Origin of the sequence: Granulicatella sp. zg-ZJ (assembly GCF_010892355.1) — a bacterium.
Taxonomy (GTDB): Bacteria; Bacillota; Bacilli; order Lactobacillales; family Aerococcaceae; genus WM01.
This window is the reverse complement of record NZ_WNJY01000005.1, coordinates 12,022-29,811: the sequence shown is the minus strand read 5'-3', so window position 1 is coordinate 29,811 and position 17,790 is coordinate 12,022. Positions and strand designations below refer to the sequence as shown.

Genomic DNA, 17,790 nt, shown 5'->3' with positions numbered 1-17,790 from the left:
AATGTATTTTAGCTATAACAAACTTTGGCATCTATTACTAGATAAAAATATGACAAGAGAACAACTTAGAAAACAAGCAGGTATCAGCTCTAATACCATTGCAAAACTAGGAAAAGGACAAAATGTTACAACTGATGTACTTTTAAAAATTTGTACTGTATTAGATTGTGGTATTGAAGATATTATGGAAAAAGTAAAGGAGAAAATATGAAACCACATACAGATAACATCATCGAAACTATTTATAAATACTTATCAACTGAACAACAAGATTGGATACTTTCTGGATTTATTGATCCAGATAAAAACATATATACTTTTGGTAGCGATTCTAAAATAATTGGACGTTTATTTGAAGTTCTTGTTACAAAGCCACTATTGAACGCTGCTAGAGAACTCGGGTATGAACTGGGAGAATCAGAAAAACAAACTGTTTATCCAGATTTCTATTTCAAAAAACCAAACGGCAGAAAAATAGCTATAGATATAAAAACGACATATAAAAAATCTGCACAATCTAAATTCGGATTTACCGGCGGAAGTTTTACAAGTTTTATGAGAAATGGAACTAAAAATATATATGGACACTATAACGATTATGATGCACATTATATATTAGGTATAGTGTATGAACGAGAAGAATCGCCTACAACTGGTATACTTTCTCTAGAAGACTTAAATTCAATTAGACCTGCTTATAAAAATATAGAATTTTTTATTCAAGAAAAATTTAGAATTTGTGGTGAAACTAAAGGTAGTGGTAATACCGATAACATAGGTACAATCTTGTCCACTACTTTATCTCCTTTTATTTTTGGGGCTGGCCCTTTTAACTTCCTTGGAGAAGAAGTATTTCATGATTACTGGACTCACTTCCCGAAATATAAAGACAGTAAAGAAATAAAAGATTCATTATTCAATAGCATTGATAGCTATATAAATTGGGTCGCTAAAAAAGATGATAAAAAAGCAAAAGAGATACGTTTAAAATATAATGAGTATCTATCATTCTACGAATCTATGGAAAATAATAATTGGAAATAAAAAATAAGCTGACTAAAATTGTAAAAAGCATAAAATACAAGGAATAATTAACCTTGACTTTATGCTTTTTTTGATATTTAAAGTACTTCTGGGTTTACGTTTTTCGAGCTAACAACTAATGCTTCTGTCATTTTATTTCTATTCGATTCTTTCGCTCCCACGTGATAAAAATGCTCCGTTGTTAGAGTAATACCTTCTGTCCATTTGTTTAAATGAGGGTTTGCTCGATATTCATTCTCCGACCACATACTAAATGCATATCCGGCATCTCCTGTTTGAGCAAGAATAGAAAGATGATTTGCTAAATCCTCATTCCAAGTATCATAATACCCATCGTATCTACCAATATAAGGAGGATCTAAATATACAAAATCTCCTTTTTTCATCAATTTGAACGCATCTGTAAATGGCATACAAATAAATTTCCACTCTTTTCCTTCCATTAATTCTTCCAACCATTTAACTTGATTAACTATTTTAGTTATTAGTGCTTTTTGGAATCTTTGAGGTTTTCGTCCAAATGGAACATTATATTCTCCTTTTGAATTAAAGCGAATAACCCCATTAAAATTTGATCTTTGTAAAAATAAAAAATCTAACGAGGAATGAGCTTTGTTGAATCTATCTCTCACGATATAGTAATACGAGTTCTTATCTTCTGGTGTGTTCGCCAGTTTCTCTCCTTCTCTTTCCAAAAATTCCCGAACTACACTTGAAGTAATTCGTTTCGACTGTATATCTTGATAAAACCTTATCAAATAAGGGTTTGTATCACTAAATATCGCTTTTTGCGGAGCTATGTTAAATCCAAATACGCCAGAACCCATAAATGGTTCAAAGTATGTTCCTTTTCCATCCCAAGAAATAGAATTCGCAATAAAAGGAACTAACTTGCTTTTTATACCTTGTATTTTTATTGGAGGAATTTTAACATTTTTTATTTTTTGAGGTAGCAATAATTTTCCTTCAGTCTTATATCTATTATCACGTGGCCTTTGAGCCACTGAAGGAATTGCCCAATAAGTTCCAATCTTAATCGCACCAGAAATTCTTTCTTGATTACAAAGAGTCTGTATTCTCCTAGTACTGATGCCCCACTTATAAGATGCTTCTTTCACTGAAATATAACCCATACAATTCTCCTATTCTACCTCTTAATTATATTCGATGTTACGAACAATGCCAAGTTTATAGTCTTTTTTCCAGTACTATACATCACTCAAATCAAGGAAAAAGTCAACTCAAACACCTTATAAAAAACAAACATCCTGTTTAACCCTGCACACCCTTATATTACCACCTAAAATAAAAAAACTTAGTTGCCAATCAACTAAAGAACCAACTGCAAAAGTCTATATTCTTCTATCTATACTGTGCTATTGTGTATTAAATAAACTTTCTACATTTCTCTTCCGTGCAATAAAGTTAATCACTTCAAACATACCTATCAACTCAACCCCCATTCAACATTCCTATCCACTCCACACCTTCTACTCCAGCAATCTTCAACCAACATAAAAAGACTTCCAAGCAACATTCTAAATCAAACACAACACTCAGAAATCCTTTATTTATCAGCATATTTACTATATCCACCCTATTTTTTCACCAACAGAACCACACACTCCACATGACTCGTCCCAGGGAACATGTCCACCGGCTGAACAGATTGCACAACATACCCGTACTCACCATACAAAGCAACATCTCGTGCCATTGTGGCTGGATTACAGCTCACATAAACAATACGGCTAAGATTTAACTTAGCAGAGGTATGAATGAAACTACTATCTAATCCTTTACGAGGGGGGTCAACAATAAGAACTGTTGGTCTTAACGCACTTTGTTTTATTCGAGTAATTTCTCCTAAGATTGTCATACCTGTATTTTCTATCTCTCCCCCGTCGTTTACTCTACTCTCATTGTCTATCCCTTCTCCATCATTTACCCTACTCTCATTATCTATCCCTTCTCCATCATTTACCCTACTCTCGTTGTCTATCCCTCCCCCACCGTTTAATTCACTTTTAATTTCTGAACCTCCCCCACTATTCAACTTACCTTCATTCTCCATCTCTTCCCGACCGATTAATCTACCCCTATTTTCTAAACCTCCCCCTCCATTTAACCTACTTTTATCGTCTAAACTTTCCCTATGAACTACAGTTCCTCCATTATTCGTTTCTCTCCCACCTATCATATTATCTCCACTATCTATTCTCTCCCACATTTTCACCCATTTAGATAGCACTGTTTCGGCAGAACCGACTTCAAACGTCATATTGTGCACATGATTAGCTAGAGCATTTTGTTTTGCCATAACAATAGCATCCTCAACAATTTCCATGGCATAAACGTGTTTAACTTTATCGGATAAGCAAATGCCAATCGTTCCGATACCGCAATACGCATCAATCACACAATCTTCTTGTGTTAAATGAGCTGCTTTTATAGCTTCTTGGTATAGTTTTTCTGTTTGTTCCGGATTTACTTGATAAAAGGATTTTGAACTAATCGCAAATGTTTTATCCAGTAAAGTATCTAAAATAAAGTCTTTTCCATACCATATTTTCTGTTCGTTACCCATAATAACATTGGTACGTTTTGTATTGATATTTTGAACAATGCTCTTGACGTCTGGTGCTCTATCTACAATATCTGCAACTAATTCATTTGTCACACCATTTTTCCCATTTGTTATCAAAACAACTTGTACCTCTCCTGTATGTATTCCACGTCTAATCATAATATGGCGTACAATACCTTTGTGTGCTTGTTCATCATAAGCTCTGATGCTGTGCTCTCTCAAACAGTTACGTACAATTAAAATAATATCGTCAATGCGTTGGTCTTGAATAACAAAATCTTCCATGGGTACAAATTCATGACTATTTTTTCTGAAAAAACCTGTTGTTAATACACCATTGATGTTTCTAACTGGAATTTGTGCTTTGTTGCGATATTTTGTCGTATGTATTGCACCAATCGTTTGACGAACATCTATATCTGACATCTTAGCAATTTTGTACATAACATTTTTCACTTGTTTTTGTTTAAATAATAATTGGTGTTCATAAGCCATATGTTGTAAGGGCATTGTTCCCGTCCATGTTCCTTTTTTGTCTAAAATAGGTACACGGTATATCGCCTCTTTTTTCAATTCGACTAATTTACCAATACCATAGGCTTTGTTTACTTTAATAACTTTAATAATCGCTTCTTCTTCTGGCAATAAATTATCAACGAAGATTGGGTATCCATCTATTTTGCATACTCCCATTCCTTCATGTGTCAAATCTTGACATATTACCGTGTAAACTTGATTTTTTTCTATTTTATTCATGATTTCCTACTTCCTCTAAATAACACTCTATCAGTAAATCTCTTAACTCATTATATAGGGGTGTATCTTGCAATGTTAAAATCCGATTGGATAAAAAAATCATAGCTTTTTGTGTTTCCAATTCAAACATGACTAATGTTCCTGTGAAACCCGTATGTTTTATCCATGTTTTTCCCTGATACACTTGTAACTGCCACCCTAAAGAGCGGGTATGACATTTTGTTTCTGTCCAATCTTTTGCTAAATGCTCTACTGAATGCTCTGATAATACTCGAACACCATTGTATGCTCCTTTATTCAAATATAACCTTACTAAAGCAATTACCGTTTCTAAACTTGCAAATAATCCAGCACTACCACATTGTCTTTTCAACTGGCGCGCTTTGGGATCATGCACAATCCCTCGCTCAGACAATACTTCAGTTGGCACACATCGGCACGCTTCAAAAGGACCGTATCCTATATTTTTTAATGCTAGTTTTTGAATACATTGCTCATCAAACACATCAGCAATGGGCTTTTTATAGACAGCCTCCACCAGTTTTCCGGCTAAGACAAAATTGGTATCCGTATAAAATACTTTTCCAAATGTATCACTTTTTTGATACCGACATAGCGCTTCAACAAGTGAATCACCTGTTAATAAATGTCGATTTTTAATATAACCTGTTAATCCTGATGTATGCGTCACTAAATGACGAATGGTCAATTCTTTTTCAACCATATTCGGTAAATACATGGATACTTTATCATCAATATCTATTTGATTTTTTTCTAATAATTGAAGTAATAAAAAACTAGTGACAAACACTTTCGTTAAAGAGGCTAAATCATACATCAAACTGTCTTTTAGGGGCTCTTTATCATGTGTATATCCCTGGACAAACGTTTGTACCTTTTCTTTATCCAAAAAAGCGACACTATATCCAGGAAAAATATCATTTTTTCTATAATTTTCTAATAATTTGATTGTTCTTGAATACATAAATGACCTCACTTACTTACCTTATCATAAACATTCGTCTTAAACAACTTGTATACCTATTTGACAGGCTTTTTTTTAATGTTATAATGCTAAAGTAAATGAAAATTTAAGGAGAGAATATATGGCAAATTTTGCAATTGTAGGTGCAACTGGCGTTGTGGGAACAAAAATGATTGAACGTCTTGCACAAAGCAACTTACAAGTGGATCATTTATATTTAATGGCATCAAAACGATCTGCTGGAAAAACATTACAATTCCGTGGGAAAGATATTGTGGTCGAAGAATTAACAGAACAATCTTTTAAAAAAGATATTGACTATGCCTTATTTTCAGCAGGTGGAGGAACTTCTCTAAAATATGCTCCTATTGCTGAAGCAGACGGTGTTATTGTCATTGATAACTCAAGTGCATGGCGCATGGATCCAAGCATTGATTTAGTTGTTCCTGAATGCAATACCCCAACATTAAACCGCAAAATCATTGCAAACCCAAACTGCTCAACAATCCAATCTGTTGTCCCATTAAAACCATTACACGACGCTTTTGGTATAAAACGTGTTGCTTACACAACTTATCAAGCTGTATCTGGTTCTGGACAAGCTGGTATTAATGATTTAGTAAATGGAGAAAAAGGCATTGCACCAACAAACTATCCACATCCTATTTATAATAATGTACTACCTCATATTGATGTATTCACAGAAAACGGCTATACAAAAGAAGAAATTAAAATGATGAATGAAACGAAAAAAATTCTAGGATTATCAGACGATGTAGCCATCACGGCAACTTGCGTACGTGTTCCTGTATTAAACTCACATTCTGTTGACATCAATGTGACATTTGAAAAAGACACAACTCCAGAGGATATTCGTCGTATCTTAGAAACAGCACCTGGCGTTATCGTCATAGATAACACCACACAAAATGAATACCCAACACCTCTACAAGCTACTGGAAAAGATGACGTACTTGTTGGACGTATTCGCCGTGATATTTCTCAACCGAACAGTTTCCACATTTGGTGTGTAGCAGATAATATCCGAAAAGGTGCCGCAAGTAATGCTGTACAAATCGCAGAATTATTAGAAAGCAAAAAAGCCTAAATAAAATATATCAAGAAACAGCTTAGTATCCTTATTGATACCAAGCTGTTTTAATACCATTTATTGAATTTTAAAGAATGCAAATAGGGGAGTGAACGATGAAACGTTCACTCCCCTTTCCATACTTTCTTACTCATTTTCAAACTGGCTATTGTATAGGTCAGCATAGAACCCACCTTGAGCCATTAGAACATCATGATTGCCTTGTTCAATAATATTGCCATCTTTCATAACTAAAATTAAATCTGCATTTTTAATGGTTGATAATCGATGAGCAATAACAAAGGATGTACGTCCTTCCATTAGTTTATCCATTGCTTTTTGGATAAGTTCTTCGGTACGTGTATCTACAGAACTTGTTGCTTCGTCCAAGATTAACAATGGAGCATTTTTTAGTAATGCTCTAGCAATCGTTAATAATTGTTTTTGACCGACTGACAAGGAAATGGAATCATCTAAATATGTATCATAACCTTTCGGCAATGTTTTAATAAAATGATGTACACCAACTGCTTGACAGGCTTGTTTCACTTGTTCATCTGTAATGTTTTCTTGATTGTAGATTAAATTTTCTTTAATGGTTCCTTCAAACAACCACGTATCTTGTAAAACCATACTAAATAAGTCATGAACAGCTTCTCTTGTCATATCTTTTATATCGACACCGTCAATCTGAATAGAACCACTGTCAATTTCATAAAACTTCATTAATAAATTGACAATAGTTGTTTTTCCGGCACCTGTTGGCCCAACAATTGCGACTTTTTGCCCCACTGTAGCAATAGCTGAAAAGTCATGGATTATCGTTTTTTCTTTATCGTATCCAAATGATACGTGATCAAACACAACATGCCCTTTCACATTGTCTAATTGATTGATTTTATCTGTTTCGTCCGCCATTTCTGGTTCTGATAAAAATTCAAAGACACGTGACATGGCTGCTCGACCAGATTGTAGAACATTCAAAGATTGTGCAATTTGTGACAAAGGCTGTGAAAAAATACGAACGTACAACATAAATGCGACTACTACACCAAAGGTGATGTCACCATTTAATGTTAAAATTGCACCAACCACACAAACCATAACATATCCAAAATTCCCTAAGAAAATCATCAATGGCATCATAATTCCAGATAGAAATTGTGACTTCCAAATAGATTGATATAAATCATCATTCAATGACTCGAATGTTTCTTTTGTTTGGGATAATCCATTATAACTTGTCACGACATGGTGTCCAGAGTACATTTCTTCAGCATAACCACTGACGGCAGCTAAGTTCTTTTGTTGTTGATAAAAGAGCCCTCTTGATTTACTCATTAAAAAGATAACACCGACAAGTCCTAATACAACAGTAAAAATAGCAGTCAACGCCATCAATACATTTGTTTTCATCATCATAAAAATACTACCAAATAGTAAGACAACAGATGATAATAATCCACCTAAACTTTGACTTAGTGATTGTCCCAAAGTATCCACATCATTTGTCACACGAGATAAAGTATCTCCTTGTACATGGCTATCAAAATATTTTAGTGGTACTTTATCCAATTTCACACTAATAGCACGTCTTAAACGATTGGTTAATTTTTGTGTCATTGTCGCCACAATAACCCCTTGCATATAAGACAATACCGCACTAATCACATATAAAATACCTAATGACATGGCAATAGAACTAACTTTATCCATATCAATCCCTGTGACAATCCCTTTAGCAATTTCATTCGTAATCTCACTTACTCTATCTGGTCCAATAACAGTAATCGTACTCGCAATGACTGCACCAATTACTGCCACAATAAAAGGAATTTTAAAACCTTTAACATAAGGTGCCATTTGTACAAATAAACGTTCTTTTTCTTTATTTTCCATGTGCTAATTCCTCCTTCGATAATTGTGAGTAAGCAATTTCTTGATACACTTCGTTTGATTGCAATAATTGTTCATGCGTTCCTTTTCCAACGACTTGTCCTTTATCCAATACAATAATTTGGTCGGCATCCATAATGGTTGAAATACGTTGTGCGACAATCAATTTGGTCATTGAAGCTGTTTGTTTTGCCAATGTTTCTCTTAACATACGATCTGTTTTGTAATCTAAAGCAGAAAATGAATCATCAAAAATTAAAATTTCAGGCTTTCTAGCCAATGCTCTGGCAATTGCTAAACGCTGACGTTGCCCACCAGAAAAATTCGTTCCTCCCTGCGAAACAGAAGCAAACAAAGCATTTTCTTTCTCTTCTACAAAATGTTTTGATTGTGTTAATTCCAAAGCTTCCCACATTGCTTCTTGACTTAATGGCGTTTCTTGACTAGACCCAAAATCTAAATTTTGGTTAATTGTACCGCTAAATAAAACAGCTTTTTGTGGAATGTATCCTACTTTTTGATACAAATCATTACGAGAATACTCACGAATATCCACACCGTCAATTTCAATAGCACCACTTGTCACATCGTAAAAGCGAGGAATTAAATTGACTAGTGTACTTTTTCCACTACCCGTAGAACCAATAAATGCTACAGTTTCTCCCGCTTTAGCTGAAAACGAAATATGCTCAATAACCGGTTCAGCCTCTGGAGAATATTTAAAACTAACATCACGAAATACAATATCTCCTACTTGTCCATTTGTTTCTTTAGAGTGTGTAGGATACTGAATACTAGAGGATAACTCTAACACAGCATTGATACGTTTAGCAGAAACTAAGACACGCGGTAAAATCATAAATACGATTGTCATTAACATAAACCCAATAACAACTTGCATAGCGTATGAAGAAAATACAACCATATCACTAAAAATAGTTACTTTATCTGGCATAGCTGCGTCATTGATTAAACGTGCACCAATAAAATAAACCGCTAATGTCAATCCACTAGAAATCAATGTCATCACAGGCTGCATCAATGACATAATAGAGCTAACAAAAATATTTGTACGTGTCACATTATCATTTGCTTTTTCAAATTTTTTATTTTCGTATGTTTGTGCATTGTACGCTCGTACAACTCTTAGTCCCATCAATTTTTCACGTGTCAATCCATTTAATTTATCGGTTAACTGTTGGATAAGCGATTGTTTTGGAAATGCCAGTGTAATCAACGCTAGCAACATTAAAATTAATACAAAGACAGCTACAACTGTAGCAAGCATCCACTCTGTACTTTTACCAATAATTTTTGTAACTGCCCAAATGGCCATGATAGGTCCCTTTGTCGTCACTTGTAAACCTAATGCAATGATGATTTGCATTTGTGTCACATCATTCGTCGTACGTGTTAATAGACTTGGAATAGAAAACTGCTGAATTTCGGCTTGTGAATAGTCCATAACACGATTAAAAATATCACGTCTTAATGATGCGGTAAAACTAGCGGCAACTCTAGCAGCTAAAAATCCCACAGTAACAGATGCAAGTAAACTAACAAGCGATAAACCTATCATTTTACTACCGGGATTGAAAATATCGGCAGTTGTTGTCCCTTTTGTTTGTAGTAATTTTGTAATATCAGACATATATTCTGGTATTTTTAATTCAAGAAATACTTGAAAAGCCACTAAACAGGTACTTAGTAATATCATAAGTATTTCTTTTTTTGTTAAACGTTTAAATAGTTTAATCATTGTAACCTCCTCATATTAGAACATCATGTTTAAAATTTATCTTTGGCACATTCTAAATTATATTCAATTTGTTTTAATGTTTCTAAAACGATATGAATATTTTCTTTAGAAATTCCTTGGAGTAAGGTACTGTGAAATTCATCAAAGAATTGTTTCACATAATCTGCTTTTTCCTCGCCAATTTCTGTTAACACAATATATTTATAGCGTTTATCTGTTTCATCTTGCTCCACACGAATAAAACCATTTTTTTCCATACGCTTAATCAAATTGCTCGCAACTGATTTTTGTATATGTAAAAGTTCTTGAATATCTTTGATATTGGTTTTTTCATCTTTTCTTTCTTTTAAAAAGAAAACAACATGTCCTTGCGGGCCACCTAAATGTTCAATATTGTGTTTTTTCGCAACAGACTGACAAAAAACATCTATTTGTTGCCCTAATTTTTTTAAATCAATCTTCTCTTTCATAATACCTCCTCCTAACTAATATTTTTTAGTTCTCATGAGAACAAATAATACACGTGTTTGTGAAAGAAGTCAATTATTTTTTGTGGTTTCAATAGAAAAAATCTGTTATGATGAAGATACGACATTTAAGGAGATATTTATGATTATTCAATCTATTATGATACCAAAAGAAGCTGTACATACAGTGACTACAAAAGATACCATTGCCATTGCCTTAGATATTATGGAAGATCATAATCAACGGTGTATACCTATTCTTGATCCATCGAGTACCTTATATCGTGGCAACATTTATAAGTACCATATTTATAGACATCTTGTCCAAGGCGGTTCCCTTGACGAACCTGTTACAACACTCTTGAAAAATGCTACAAAATTCGTTAAAAATACAGATGCCTTTTTTAAACTTTTTTTCACATTGGGTGATTTACCCTATATTAGCGTCTTAAATGATAAACATCATTTCTTAGGCATTATTCGACATACAGATATGTACGAACTATTGTCACAATCTTGGAAAATGACGGAATCTAGCTACGCTTTAACAATTAGCGTACCAGATAATGTAACTGGACTAGATAAAATTTTAAAAATCATTTATAAATTTACAACTATTACCGGACTAATTACACTCGACCGTGAAGAATTTACACTTAGAAAACGTATTATGGTAATGTTCCCACCAAATTTTACAAAGCAACAACTTCAAAAATTAACAGACAAACTCACAGCAAAATCATTTGATGTACTTGAAGTCGAAGACTTAACACATGGTATTTAATTAAAATCAAAGTGGTGAATTGACATTTTAAACTGTCAATTCACCATTTTTAATAATCGAATACCTTATATTTAAATACCTTTTTCAACTAAAATATATTTTATGCTACAGCATAGAGGAACTTTCCAGAATATTATAGAATCATTTTGGGTTACCAACACTATTTGACGTATAACCCAAAAAGCTCGACATCAACGTATAAAAAACGTTGATGCCGAGCTTTTGTGAATACTATTAAATTTACTATATTATAAATCAACACTTAAGCGTACGATTTCAACAATGACATCGACCGCTTTTTGCATAGATTCCACCGCAACAAATTCGTAGCGACCGTGGAAGTTTTCTCCACCGGCAAAAATATTTGGTGTTGGTAATCCCATAAAGGACAATTTTGAACCGTCTGTTCCACCACGAATAGCATTCATGATAACTGGAATATCTAAGTTTTCCATTGCCTTTTGAGCTAAATGAACTGGTGTCATATCTTTTTGTAAAATTTCACCCATATTATAATATTGGTCTTCTAGTAAAACAGATACATTATCTAATCCTAATTCGGCATTCATTTCTTTTGCCAATGTATCAAATAATTGTTTTTTTGCTTCAAATTTTTCTCTATCGTGGTCACGAATGATATAAAGTAATGTGGCATCTTCAATAGTACCAGACATACCCATTAAATGATGAAATCCTTCACGTTTTTCTGTTAATTCAGGTACTTCTTTATTCGGCAAACGTCTATCAAATTCTGTTGCCAATGTCATTGCGTTAATCATAACACCTTTTGCTGTACCAGGATGCACATTTTTTCCTTTAAATTTTACTGTTGCTTGTGCAGCGTTAAAACTTTCCCATTCCAATTCACCAACACGACTACCGTCCATTGTATAGGCAAAATCGGCTGCAAAGTCAGCTACATCAAACAAATCAGCACCACGACCAATTTCTTCATCTGGACCAAATGCAATTTTAATATCTCCATGCTCAATTTCAGGATGTTGTAATAAATAATCAACCGCTGTGACAATTTCAGCAATACCTGCTTTATCATCAGCACCTAATAATGTTGTGCCGTCTGTTGTAATCAATGTTTGCCCTTTATAGTTTGCCAAGTTTGGAAACTCTGATACACGCAAAACAATATTTTCTTCTGCATTTAATACAATATCTTCTCCATGATAGTTTGGATGAAATTGTGGATTGATATTTTTTCCATTAAAGTCTGCTGTATCAACATGGGCTAAAAAGCCGATTGTTGACACTTTTTTAGTTGTATTGCTTGGTAATAAAGCCGTCACAAATCCATTACTTTCATGATATTTAACATCTGACAAGCCTAATGCTTCTAGTTCTGGTATTAACACTGTTTTTGAAAACTCTACTTGATTTTGTGTAGACGGAACTGTTTGACTATATGCATCTGATTGCGTATCAAACTTAATATATGTTACAAAACGTTCAACTAATTTTTCTGTCATCTTTTTTCCTTCTTTCTAAAATACAAATGGGTCTGTATTCACTTGTGAAATATATAATGGTATATTATACTCATTCATTTTAACCCATTCTTTATAGATAGCAAATAATTTATCTTTACAAATACTTTCAATATAATGCCCAGCATCAATCGCTACAAGTCCCTCTGCTAATAAATCTTGGGCTTGATGATATTTAATATCACCTGTAATATATACATCTGCTTTATGTTTAAGGGCACTCTCATAATAATCCATGGCTGAGCCTCCACATAATGCAACTTTTTGAATACGTGTTTTTTTGTCACCGACAAAACGTACACCATGTGTGATATACACATCATTTACAAGATTGCCTAATTCTTCCAATGTCATTGGATTTTCGAACATTCCGACACGACCAGTACCATACTCTTGTCCATTTTCCAATGTGCCAATGACATCCATCACACAAATATTCTGCAATCCTAACGACTGTGCTAACCAATCATTCATACCTCCATTGGCATTATCTAAATTGGTATGTGCAACATAAACATTGATACCCTGCTCTATCAATTTTAAATAGAGCACCCCTTTATCGTTATCCGAACAAATAGATTTGACACCTTTAAAAATAATCGGATGATGTGCAATTATTAAATTGGCACCTTTACCTATAGCTTCCTCCACAACTTCAATTGTGACATCTAAAGTAAATAAAATCCCTTTTACCTTTACATCTCTTCTTCCGATTTGTAGCCCCACATTATCCCAACTCTCAGCTAAATAACGTGGTGCTAATGTTTCAATAACCTCTATCACTTCACTTACTGTGGGCATTGCTTAACATCTCCTTAATGACACGTTGCTTTTCTCTAAACAATAAAATTTTCTCTGACTCATCTGTTTTTGCTTGCTTTAATTGTTTTATAACTGATTCATATTTATCCAATTCTAACATCCACTTTTGTACAAAAGCTGTTTCTTTACGATCTGGTAAAAATACCCCAAATTGTAATTGCTCTAACGAGTACTTTATAACATCTTTTGATACCGTCGCCACAATAACTTCATAAATTTTTTTGTTTTCTTCTATAATATATTCTTCAATAATTTTGTATTGATGTGCCATTAACCATTTTCTGACATGTTGTTCCCCTATATTTGGCTGTAAAATAAGAGTATTTACTGTTTTTAATTGCCCTTTTATATAACCACGTTCTAAAATTTTAGAAATCAAATCGCCACCCATACCACAAATAGTTACTGTATCAATCTTGTCGAGTTCTTCAATAGCATCTAAACCGTCTGCTAAGCGAACAAATACTTTCTCTGCTAAACCTTGTTCTTTCACATGTAGACACGCTGATTGAAAAGGTCCGTCAACAACTTCTCCAGCCACAGCATACGTAATCTGCTCATTTAACGCTAAATAACAAGGTAAATAAGCATGATCGGAACCTATATCTGCTACTCTTGCATCTTTTGGCACAGCGTTGGCAACTAACTCTAATCTCTTTGATAATTTTTCAACGTTCAAACCCGTTCTCCTTTGTTATACCATTTTTATAATATGGGGAGTGAGCATTTTTTGCTCACTCCCCAACACACGATATTATCTCTATCGATAACGAGTATCAATAAAACATCAAACCTATTATCCTAAAACTTCTGTTAAAGCTGGGACAACTTGTTTTTTACGTGATACGACACCTTCTAATACAGCAGTATGGTTTGCTAATGTTACATTGAACGCTTTTTCAACAGCTTCCTGTGGTTCTCCTGAAACAACAACAACTGAATTACTTGTTAAAATATTTGTGATTACTAAAACAAATAAATCATAGCCATTTTCTTTATTTTCTTTATCCATTGCTACTTCTAATACATCTTGTTTCACTAATAATTCATTTTCATCAACTGTATTCACTTGTGCAATACGTACTGTTGTACTTCCCATAGGGAATGACTTTGCATCTAAGTTTAATAATTCTTCAATGGTTTTGCTTGATAAATTTGTTCCTGCTTTTAATAAATTTAAACCATATACATTAACATCTACTTTTGATAATGCCGCTAATTCATGTGCAACATCAATATCTTCTTGTGTGCATGTTGGTGATTTAAATAATAATGTATCTGAAATAATTGCCGACAACATCAATCCAGCAATGTGAGATGGAATCTCAATACCATCTTCTTTAAATAATTTATACAAAATAGTAGCTGTACAGCCTACTGGTTCAGCACGGTAATACAATGGATTTGCTGTTTCAAAATTGGCAATACGATGATGATCCACAACAGAAAATACTGTTACATCTTTTAAGTCTTTGACACTTTGTTGTGCTTCATTGTGGTCAACCAAGGCAACCGTATCCACTTCATTAGATACTGTTTCTACCACACGTGGCGCTTTCACACCAAAATATTCTAAAGCAAATTGTGTTTCTTCATTTGGGTTTCCTAAAGCAACTGGTTCTGCTTCATGATTTTTTTGTGTTAATAAATATGCATAGGCAATCGCAGATGAAATTGTATCTGTATCTGGATTTTGGTGCCCAAAAATAAGTAATTTTGTCATAAAATGACCTCCAAAATATATGATAACTCTATCATAGTAGATTTTCATCATAATGGCAATTATTAAATTTAAACAAAGAAAATTTTTCACTGTTTTTTGATAAAGACACTATCTTGCATACAAGTGATACAATTTATTTTTTCCAATACAAATAATGCATCATACATAAACTGATAAATAAATGTATGTTTATCAATTAAAGGCATTTCTTTTAAACGAATAATATCATGCTTAACAAGCCATACTAAATATTGAAAAAGAATATAAAATGTTACTTTTTTATCTTTTTGAATTTTACAAAAAACATAAATAAGAACCTCGACAAAAGAAGTAGCCAATCCTAAATAATGCTTTTTTTGTATGAATAATACCGACGGTAAATAACATACTGCAATACGCCTCTCATATAAATAACGTAAACATGCTTTTGACAGACATCTTTTACTATACTGATTTGGTGTTTGTCGAACATTTAATTGATACCGTTTTGACTGATTACTTAATAAATCAACAAGAGTAATAGCATGTGTATAGCCTACTGTTTTTTGATATAATTTTTTTGTTTGAGTATTTAAATGAAATAAACTTAATACAGGTGTGGTTTGAGCGAAAAAAAGATTATGAGATAAAAACAATTTTCTCCCTACAATCCAAATAACATGATATCCCTCTTTAACATATCCTTCTGTTCGTTGACGTATTTTTTCACTTGAGATAAAACTACATTGAAATTCAATCACATATTGTTGATGCTCATAAAAAAATAAAATATCTGGTCTTTGTTTTAAAGTTTTGATATACGGTTCTAGTACTGGACAACAACTATGCTTAGACAACAAATCGTATAAATACTGCTTACCTTGTACATGCTCTATCGTTTCCCCTTCACTAAACAAGTTCTGTGAGCATACTTTTTTATGTGCAAAATAGGGTGTTTTTACTTTACCAATTTTTAATAATACTTCTTGTAAACAACTTGGACAATAATAGTTCTCTTCTTTAGTTGCCAGTTTTGCTTGGCAATAGTGATGTCGATGATTTTTCGCAATAAGCATTTTCCCCTCCTACTGATTATATATGCAAAAAAACCACATTTTTGACAAATGTGGTTTTCAATCATCAGTTTCTTAAGGTTTATCTTTTAAAATAGTCACGGTTATATTTTGTCTGCCAAATTTTATAGCATCCTCAACACTGACCATATGAATATCGATTTTATTTCCTTTAATTGCACTTCCAACGTCGGCTGCTAAATAAACACCAAAGTTTGGAATATAAACATAAGATCCTAATGGAATAACACTTGGATCAACAGCAATTACTTTAGGATTGATACGTAAATCAATTCCCATTTTCGTATGATGTGTTAATCCTGGTTCATTATAAGAATAAGCCGTTGCATGTACTGTCAACGTTCGACCAACAAAGGTATTTTCTGCTGTCGATACTTGTGTTGTTTGTTGCGTTTGTGTCGTTGTTTCTGCTGGTTTTTCTTTATTCTCCTGTACAGATTGTGTTGTCACTTGTGCAACAGTCACTTGTTTTTGTTCTTGCATCATTTTTTCAAACATTTCAGTTAATTCAAGTTGTTTACGATATTTTTCTTCTGCCAATTTATCTAAATAATCACCATTACTAGCAATTTTTTCTGACAGAACTTCTTTTTGTTCGCTTAAGCGTACCGTTTCTTCTTCCAACTCTTTCTTTTGAGCATTTAATTGAATAATTTGATCTTTATGCTCTGCTTTTAAACGTTGTAAGTCTTTAAAAGATTGTTGTGCAGACGTCAAACGACTATTCGCCGCATCTTGTAACTGTGCCATTAAATGATACCGTTCAAAAAAATCAGTAATACTCTCAGAAGATAACAAAATATACAAAATATCATTGACTTCATCTCGAATTTGTATTTCTCTTAGTCTATCTTTCGCTTGTAACCTTCTTGATTCAACGATTTTTTCCTGATCAATAATTTTTCCTTCCGTTTCTCGATATAGTTTTTTACTTGTTTCAATGTCTTCAGTTAACTGAGAAACTTTATTTTGCTTTTCTTGTAGTGAAGTCACAAGCGATTCAATTTGTATTTCTATATCTTTTGATTGCTTTTCAATCTGCTCTTTTGAAGCATCTTCTTGAGCATAAGCTATATAAAGACTGCTTACAAAAAAAGAAAATCCAATGAACAAGAAAAATCGTCTTGATTTTCTTTTTAACATAGGTCACTCCTTTACTTAATCTCATTCTATCAAAGCAAGAATACATTTATGTTACTAAAAAATTACATTTAAACTCATCCTGTCTTTAAAATGTATTATTTTTATATCTTTCTGTTATTTTTGTAACAAAATTGTAATATAAAGAGCTGTTTTTTGTTCTTA

The 17,790-nt window shown here is 33.2% G+C and carries 16 protein-coding genes; 4 read left to right on the top strand and 12 right to left on the bottom strand.

Annotated elements, in window-relative coordinates:
- Position 1 precedes the first annotated feature (1 nt).
- Both GMA11_RS02535 and GMA11_RS02530 read left to right on the top strand, forming a co-directional pair.
- Positions 2-211 (top strand): helix-turn-helix transcriptional regulator, encoded by a 210-nt coding sequence (locus tag GMA11_RS02535; RefSeq protein ID WP_163545646.1) that lies wholly within the window; start codon positions 2-4, stop codon positions 209-211.
- Positions 208-1,044: a type II restriction endonuclease gene (locus GMA11_RS02530; RefSeq protein ID WP_163545645.1), complete on the top strand. Its 837-nt coding sequence runs from the start codon at positions 208-210 to the stop codon at positions 1,042-1,044. The genes GMA11_RS02535 and GMA11_RS02530 overlap by 4 nt, the downstream gene beginning before the upstream one ends.
- 77 nt (positions 1,045-1,121) lie before the next feature.
- On the opposite strand, the gene GMA11_RS02525 is transcribed toward GMA11_RS02530, so the two are convergent.
- The 3 genes from GMA11_RS02525 to GMA11_RS02515 all read right to left on the bottom strand — a co-directional run bounded on the left by GMA11_RS02525 (position 1,122) and on the right by GMA11_RS02515 (position 5,372).
- A complete protein-coding gene (locus GMA11_RS02525; RefSeq protein WP_240332453.1) occupies positions 1,122-2,177 on the bottom strand; it encodes a Dam family site-specific DNA-(adenine-N6)-methyltransferase in 1,056 nt (351 codons plus the stop codon).
- A gap of 464 nt (positions 2,178-2,641) precedes the next feature.
- Positions 2,642-4,387: a 23S rRNA (uracil(1939)-C(5))-methyltransferase RlmD gene (gene rlmD / locus GMA11_RS09280; protein WP_163545644.1), complete on the bottom strand. Its 1,746-nt coding sequence runs from the start codon at positions 4,385-4,387 to the stop codon at positions 2,642-2,644.
- Positions 4,380-5,372 carry a serine hydrolase gene (locus GMA11_RS02515; protein ID WP_163545643.1) on the bottom strand — a complete coding sequence of 331 codons (993 nt, stop codon included), beginning with the start codon at positions 5,370-5,372 and terminating at the stop codon, positions 4,380-4,382. Before GMA11_RS02515 ends, rlmD begins: the two co-directional genes overlap by 8 nt.
- A 121-nt stretch (positions 5,373-5,493) precedes the next feature.
- On the opposite strand from GMA11_RS02515, the gene GMA11_RS02510 reads away from it, so the two are divergent.
- Positions 5,494-6,480 (top strand): aspartate-semialdehyde dehydrogenase, encoded by a 987-nt coding sequence (locus GMA11_RS02510; protein WP_163545642.1) that lies wholly within the window; start codon positions 5,494-5,496, stop codon positions 6,478-6,480.
- Between the two features lie 129 nt (positions 6,481-6,609).
- Here the strand turns inward: GMA11_RS02510 and GMA11_RS02505 are convergent, their stop codons facing one another.
- From GMA11_RS02505 to GMA11_RS02495, 3 genes are read right to left on the bottom strand one after another with little or no spacing between them, the layout of a single operon-like run.
- Positions 6,610-8,361 (bottom strand): ABC transporter ATP-binding protein, encoded by a 1,752-nt coding sequence (locus tag GMA11_RS02505; protein WP_163545641.1) that lies wholly within the window; start codon positions 8,359-8,361, stop codon positions 6,610-6,612.
- Positions 8,351-10,117 (bottom strand): ABC transporter ATP-binding protein, encoded by a 1,767-nt coding sequence (locus GMA11_RS02500; RefSeq protein ID WP_163545640.1) that lies wholly within the window; start codon positions 10,115-10,117, stop codon positions 8,351-8,353. The genes GMA11_RS02505 and GMA11_RS02500 overlap by 11 nt, the downstream gene beginning before the upstream one ends.
- Positions 10,118-10,146: 29 nt before the next feature.
- Complete coding sequence (locus tag GMA11_RS02495; RefSeq protein WP_163545639.1) at positions 10,147-10,587, bottom strand: MarR family winged helix-turn-helix transcriptional regulator; 441 nt, start codon at positions 10,585-10,587, stop codon at positions 10,147-10,149.
- A gap of 139 nt (positions 10,588-10,726) precedes the next feature.
- Here GMA11_RS02495 and cbpA point away from each other — a divergent pair, with 139 nt between their 5' ends.
- Positions 10,727-11,368, top strand: coding sequence for a cyclic di-AMP binding protein CbpA (gene cbpA / locus GMA11_RS02490; RefSeq protein WP_163545638.1), 642 nt, complete (start codon positions 10,727-10,729; stop codon positions 11,366-11,368).
- Between the two features lie 248 nt (positions 11,369-11,616).
- Here cbpA and pepT read toward each other — a convergent pair whose 3' ends face one another.
- The 6 genes from pepT to GMA11_RS02460 form a co-directional block, all read right to left on the bottom strand.
- Positions 11,617-12,849 carry a peptidase T gene (gene pepT, locus GMA11_RS02485; RefSeq protein WP_163545637.1) on the bottom strand — a complete coding sequence of 411 codons (1,233 nt, stop codon included), beginning with the start codon at positions 12,847-12,849 and terminating at the stop codon, positions 11,617-11,619.
- A gap of 15 nt (positions 12,850-12,864) precedes the next feature.
- Positions 12,865-13,668, bottom strand: coding sequence for a Nif3-like dinuclear metal center hexameric protein (locus GMA11_RS02480; RefSeq protein WP_163545636.1), 804 nt, complete (start codon positions 13,666-13,668; stop codon positions 12,865-12,867).
- The gene (locus tag GMA11_RS02475; RefSeq protein ID WP_163545635.1) at positions 13,652-14,368 is read right to left on the bottom strand and encodes a tRNA (adenine(22)-N(1))-methyltransferase TrmK; all 717 of its coding nucleotides are present in this window, start codon (positions 14,366-14,368) and stop codon (positions 13,652-13,654) included. The genes GMA11_RS02480 and GMA11_RS02475 overlap by 17 nt, the downstream gene beginning before the upstream one ends.
- Before the next feature lie 117 nt (positions 14,369-14,485).
- Positions 14,486-15,412, bottom strand: a complete 927-nt coding sequence (locus tag GMA11_RS02470; protein WP_163545634.1) for a manganese-dependent inorganic pyrophosphatase — start codon at positions 15,410-15,412, stop codon at positions 14,486-14,488.
- An 86-nt stretch (positions 15,413-15,498) separates the two neighbouring features.
- A complete protein-coding gene (locus GMA11_RS02465; RefSeq protein ID WP_163545633.1) occupies positions 15,499-16,467 on the bottom strand; it encodes a competence protein CoiA in 969 nt (322 codons plus the stop codon).
- Positions 16,468-16,539: 72 nt separating this feature from the next.
- Positions 16,540-17,628, bottom strand: a complete 1,089-nt coding sequence (locus GMA11_RS02460) for a 3D domain-containing protein (protein ID WP_163545632.1) — start codon at positions 17,626-17,628, stop codon at positions 16,540-16,542.
- Between the last annotated feature and the right edge of the window lie 162 nt (positions 17,629-17,790).

What these genes read in the sequence shown, in the direction of transcription:
- GMA11_RS02510 (WP_163545642.1), top strand. Translation starts at nt 5,494, where the DNA reads ATGGCAAATTTTGCAATTGTAGGTGCAACTGGCGTTGTGGGAACAAAA.
- GMA11_RS02530 (WP_163545645.1), top strand. Translation starts at nt 208, where the DNA reads ATGAAACCACATACAGATAACATCATCGAAACTATTTATAAATACTTA.
- cbpA (WP_163545638.1), top strand. Translation starts at nt 10,727, where the DNA reads ATGATTATTCAATCTATTATGATACCAAAAGAAGCTGTACATACAGTG.
- GMA11_RS02535 (WP_163545646.1), top strand. Translation starts at nt 2, where the DNA reads ATGTATTTTAGCTATAACAAACTTTGGCATCTATTACTAGATAAAAAT.
- pepT (WP_163545637.1), bottom strand. Translation starts at nt 12,849, where the DNA reads ATGACAGAAAAATTAGTTGAACGTTTTGTAACATATATTAAGTTTGAT.
- GMA11_RS02500 (WP_163545640.1), bottom strand. Translation starts at nt 10,117, where the DNA reads ATGATTAAACTATTTAAACGTTTAACAAAAAAAGAAATACTTATGATA.
- GMA11_RS02515 (WP_163545643.1), bottom strand. Translation starts at nt 5,372, where the DNA reads ATGTATTCAAGAACAATCAAATTATTAGAAAATTATAGAAAAAATGAT.
- GMA11_RS02480 (WP_163545636.1), bottom strand. Translation starts at nt 13,668, where the DNA reads ATGCCCACAGTAAGTGAAGTGATAGAGGTTATTGAAACATTAGCACCA.
- rlmD (WP_163545644.1), bottom strand. Translation starts at nt 4,387, where the DNA reads ATGAATAAAATAGAAAAAAATCAAGTTTACACGGTAATATGTCAAGAT.
- GMA11_RS02470 (WP_163545634.1), bottom strand. Translation starts at nt 15,412, where the DNA reads ATGACAAAATTACTTATTTTTGGGCACCAAAATCCAGATACAGATACA.
- GMA11_RS02465 (WP_163545633.1), bottom strand. Translation starts at nt 16,467, where the DNA reads ATGCTTATTGCGAAAAATCATCGACATCACTATTGCCAAGCAAAACTG.
- GMA11_RS02495 (WP_163545639.1), bottom strand. Translation starts at nt 10,587, where the DNA reads ATGAAAGAGAAGATTGATTTAAAAAAATTAGGGCAACAAATAGATGTT.
- GMA11_RS02525 (WP_240332453.1), bottom strand. Translation starts at nt 2,177, where the DNA reads ATGGGTTATATTTCAGTGAAAGAAGCATCTTATAAGTGGGGCATCAGT.
- GMA11_RS02505 (WP_163545641.1), bottom strand. Translation starts at nt 8,361, where the DNA reads ATGGAAAATAAAGAAAAAGAACGTTTATTTGTACAAATGGCACCTTAT.
- GMA11_RS02460 (WP_163545632.1), bottom strand. Translation starts at nt 17,628, where the DNA reads ATGTTAAAAAGAAAATCAAGACGATTTTTCTTGTTCATTGGATTTTCT.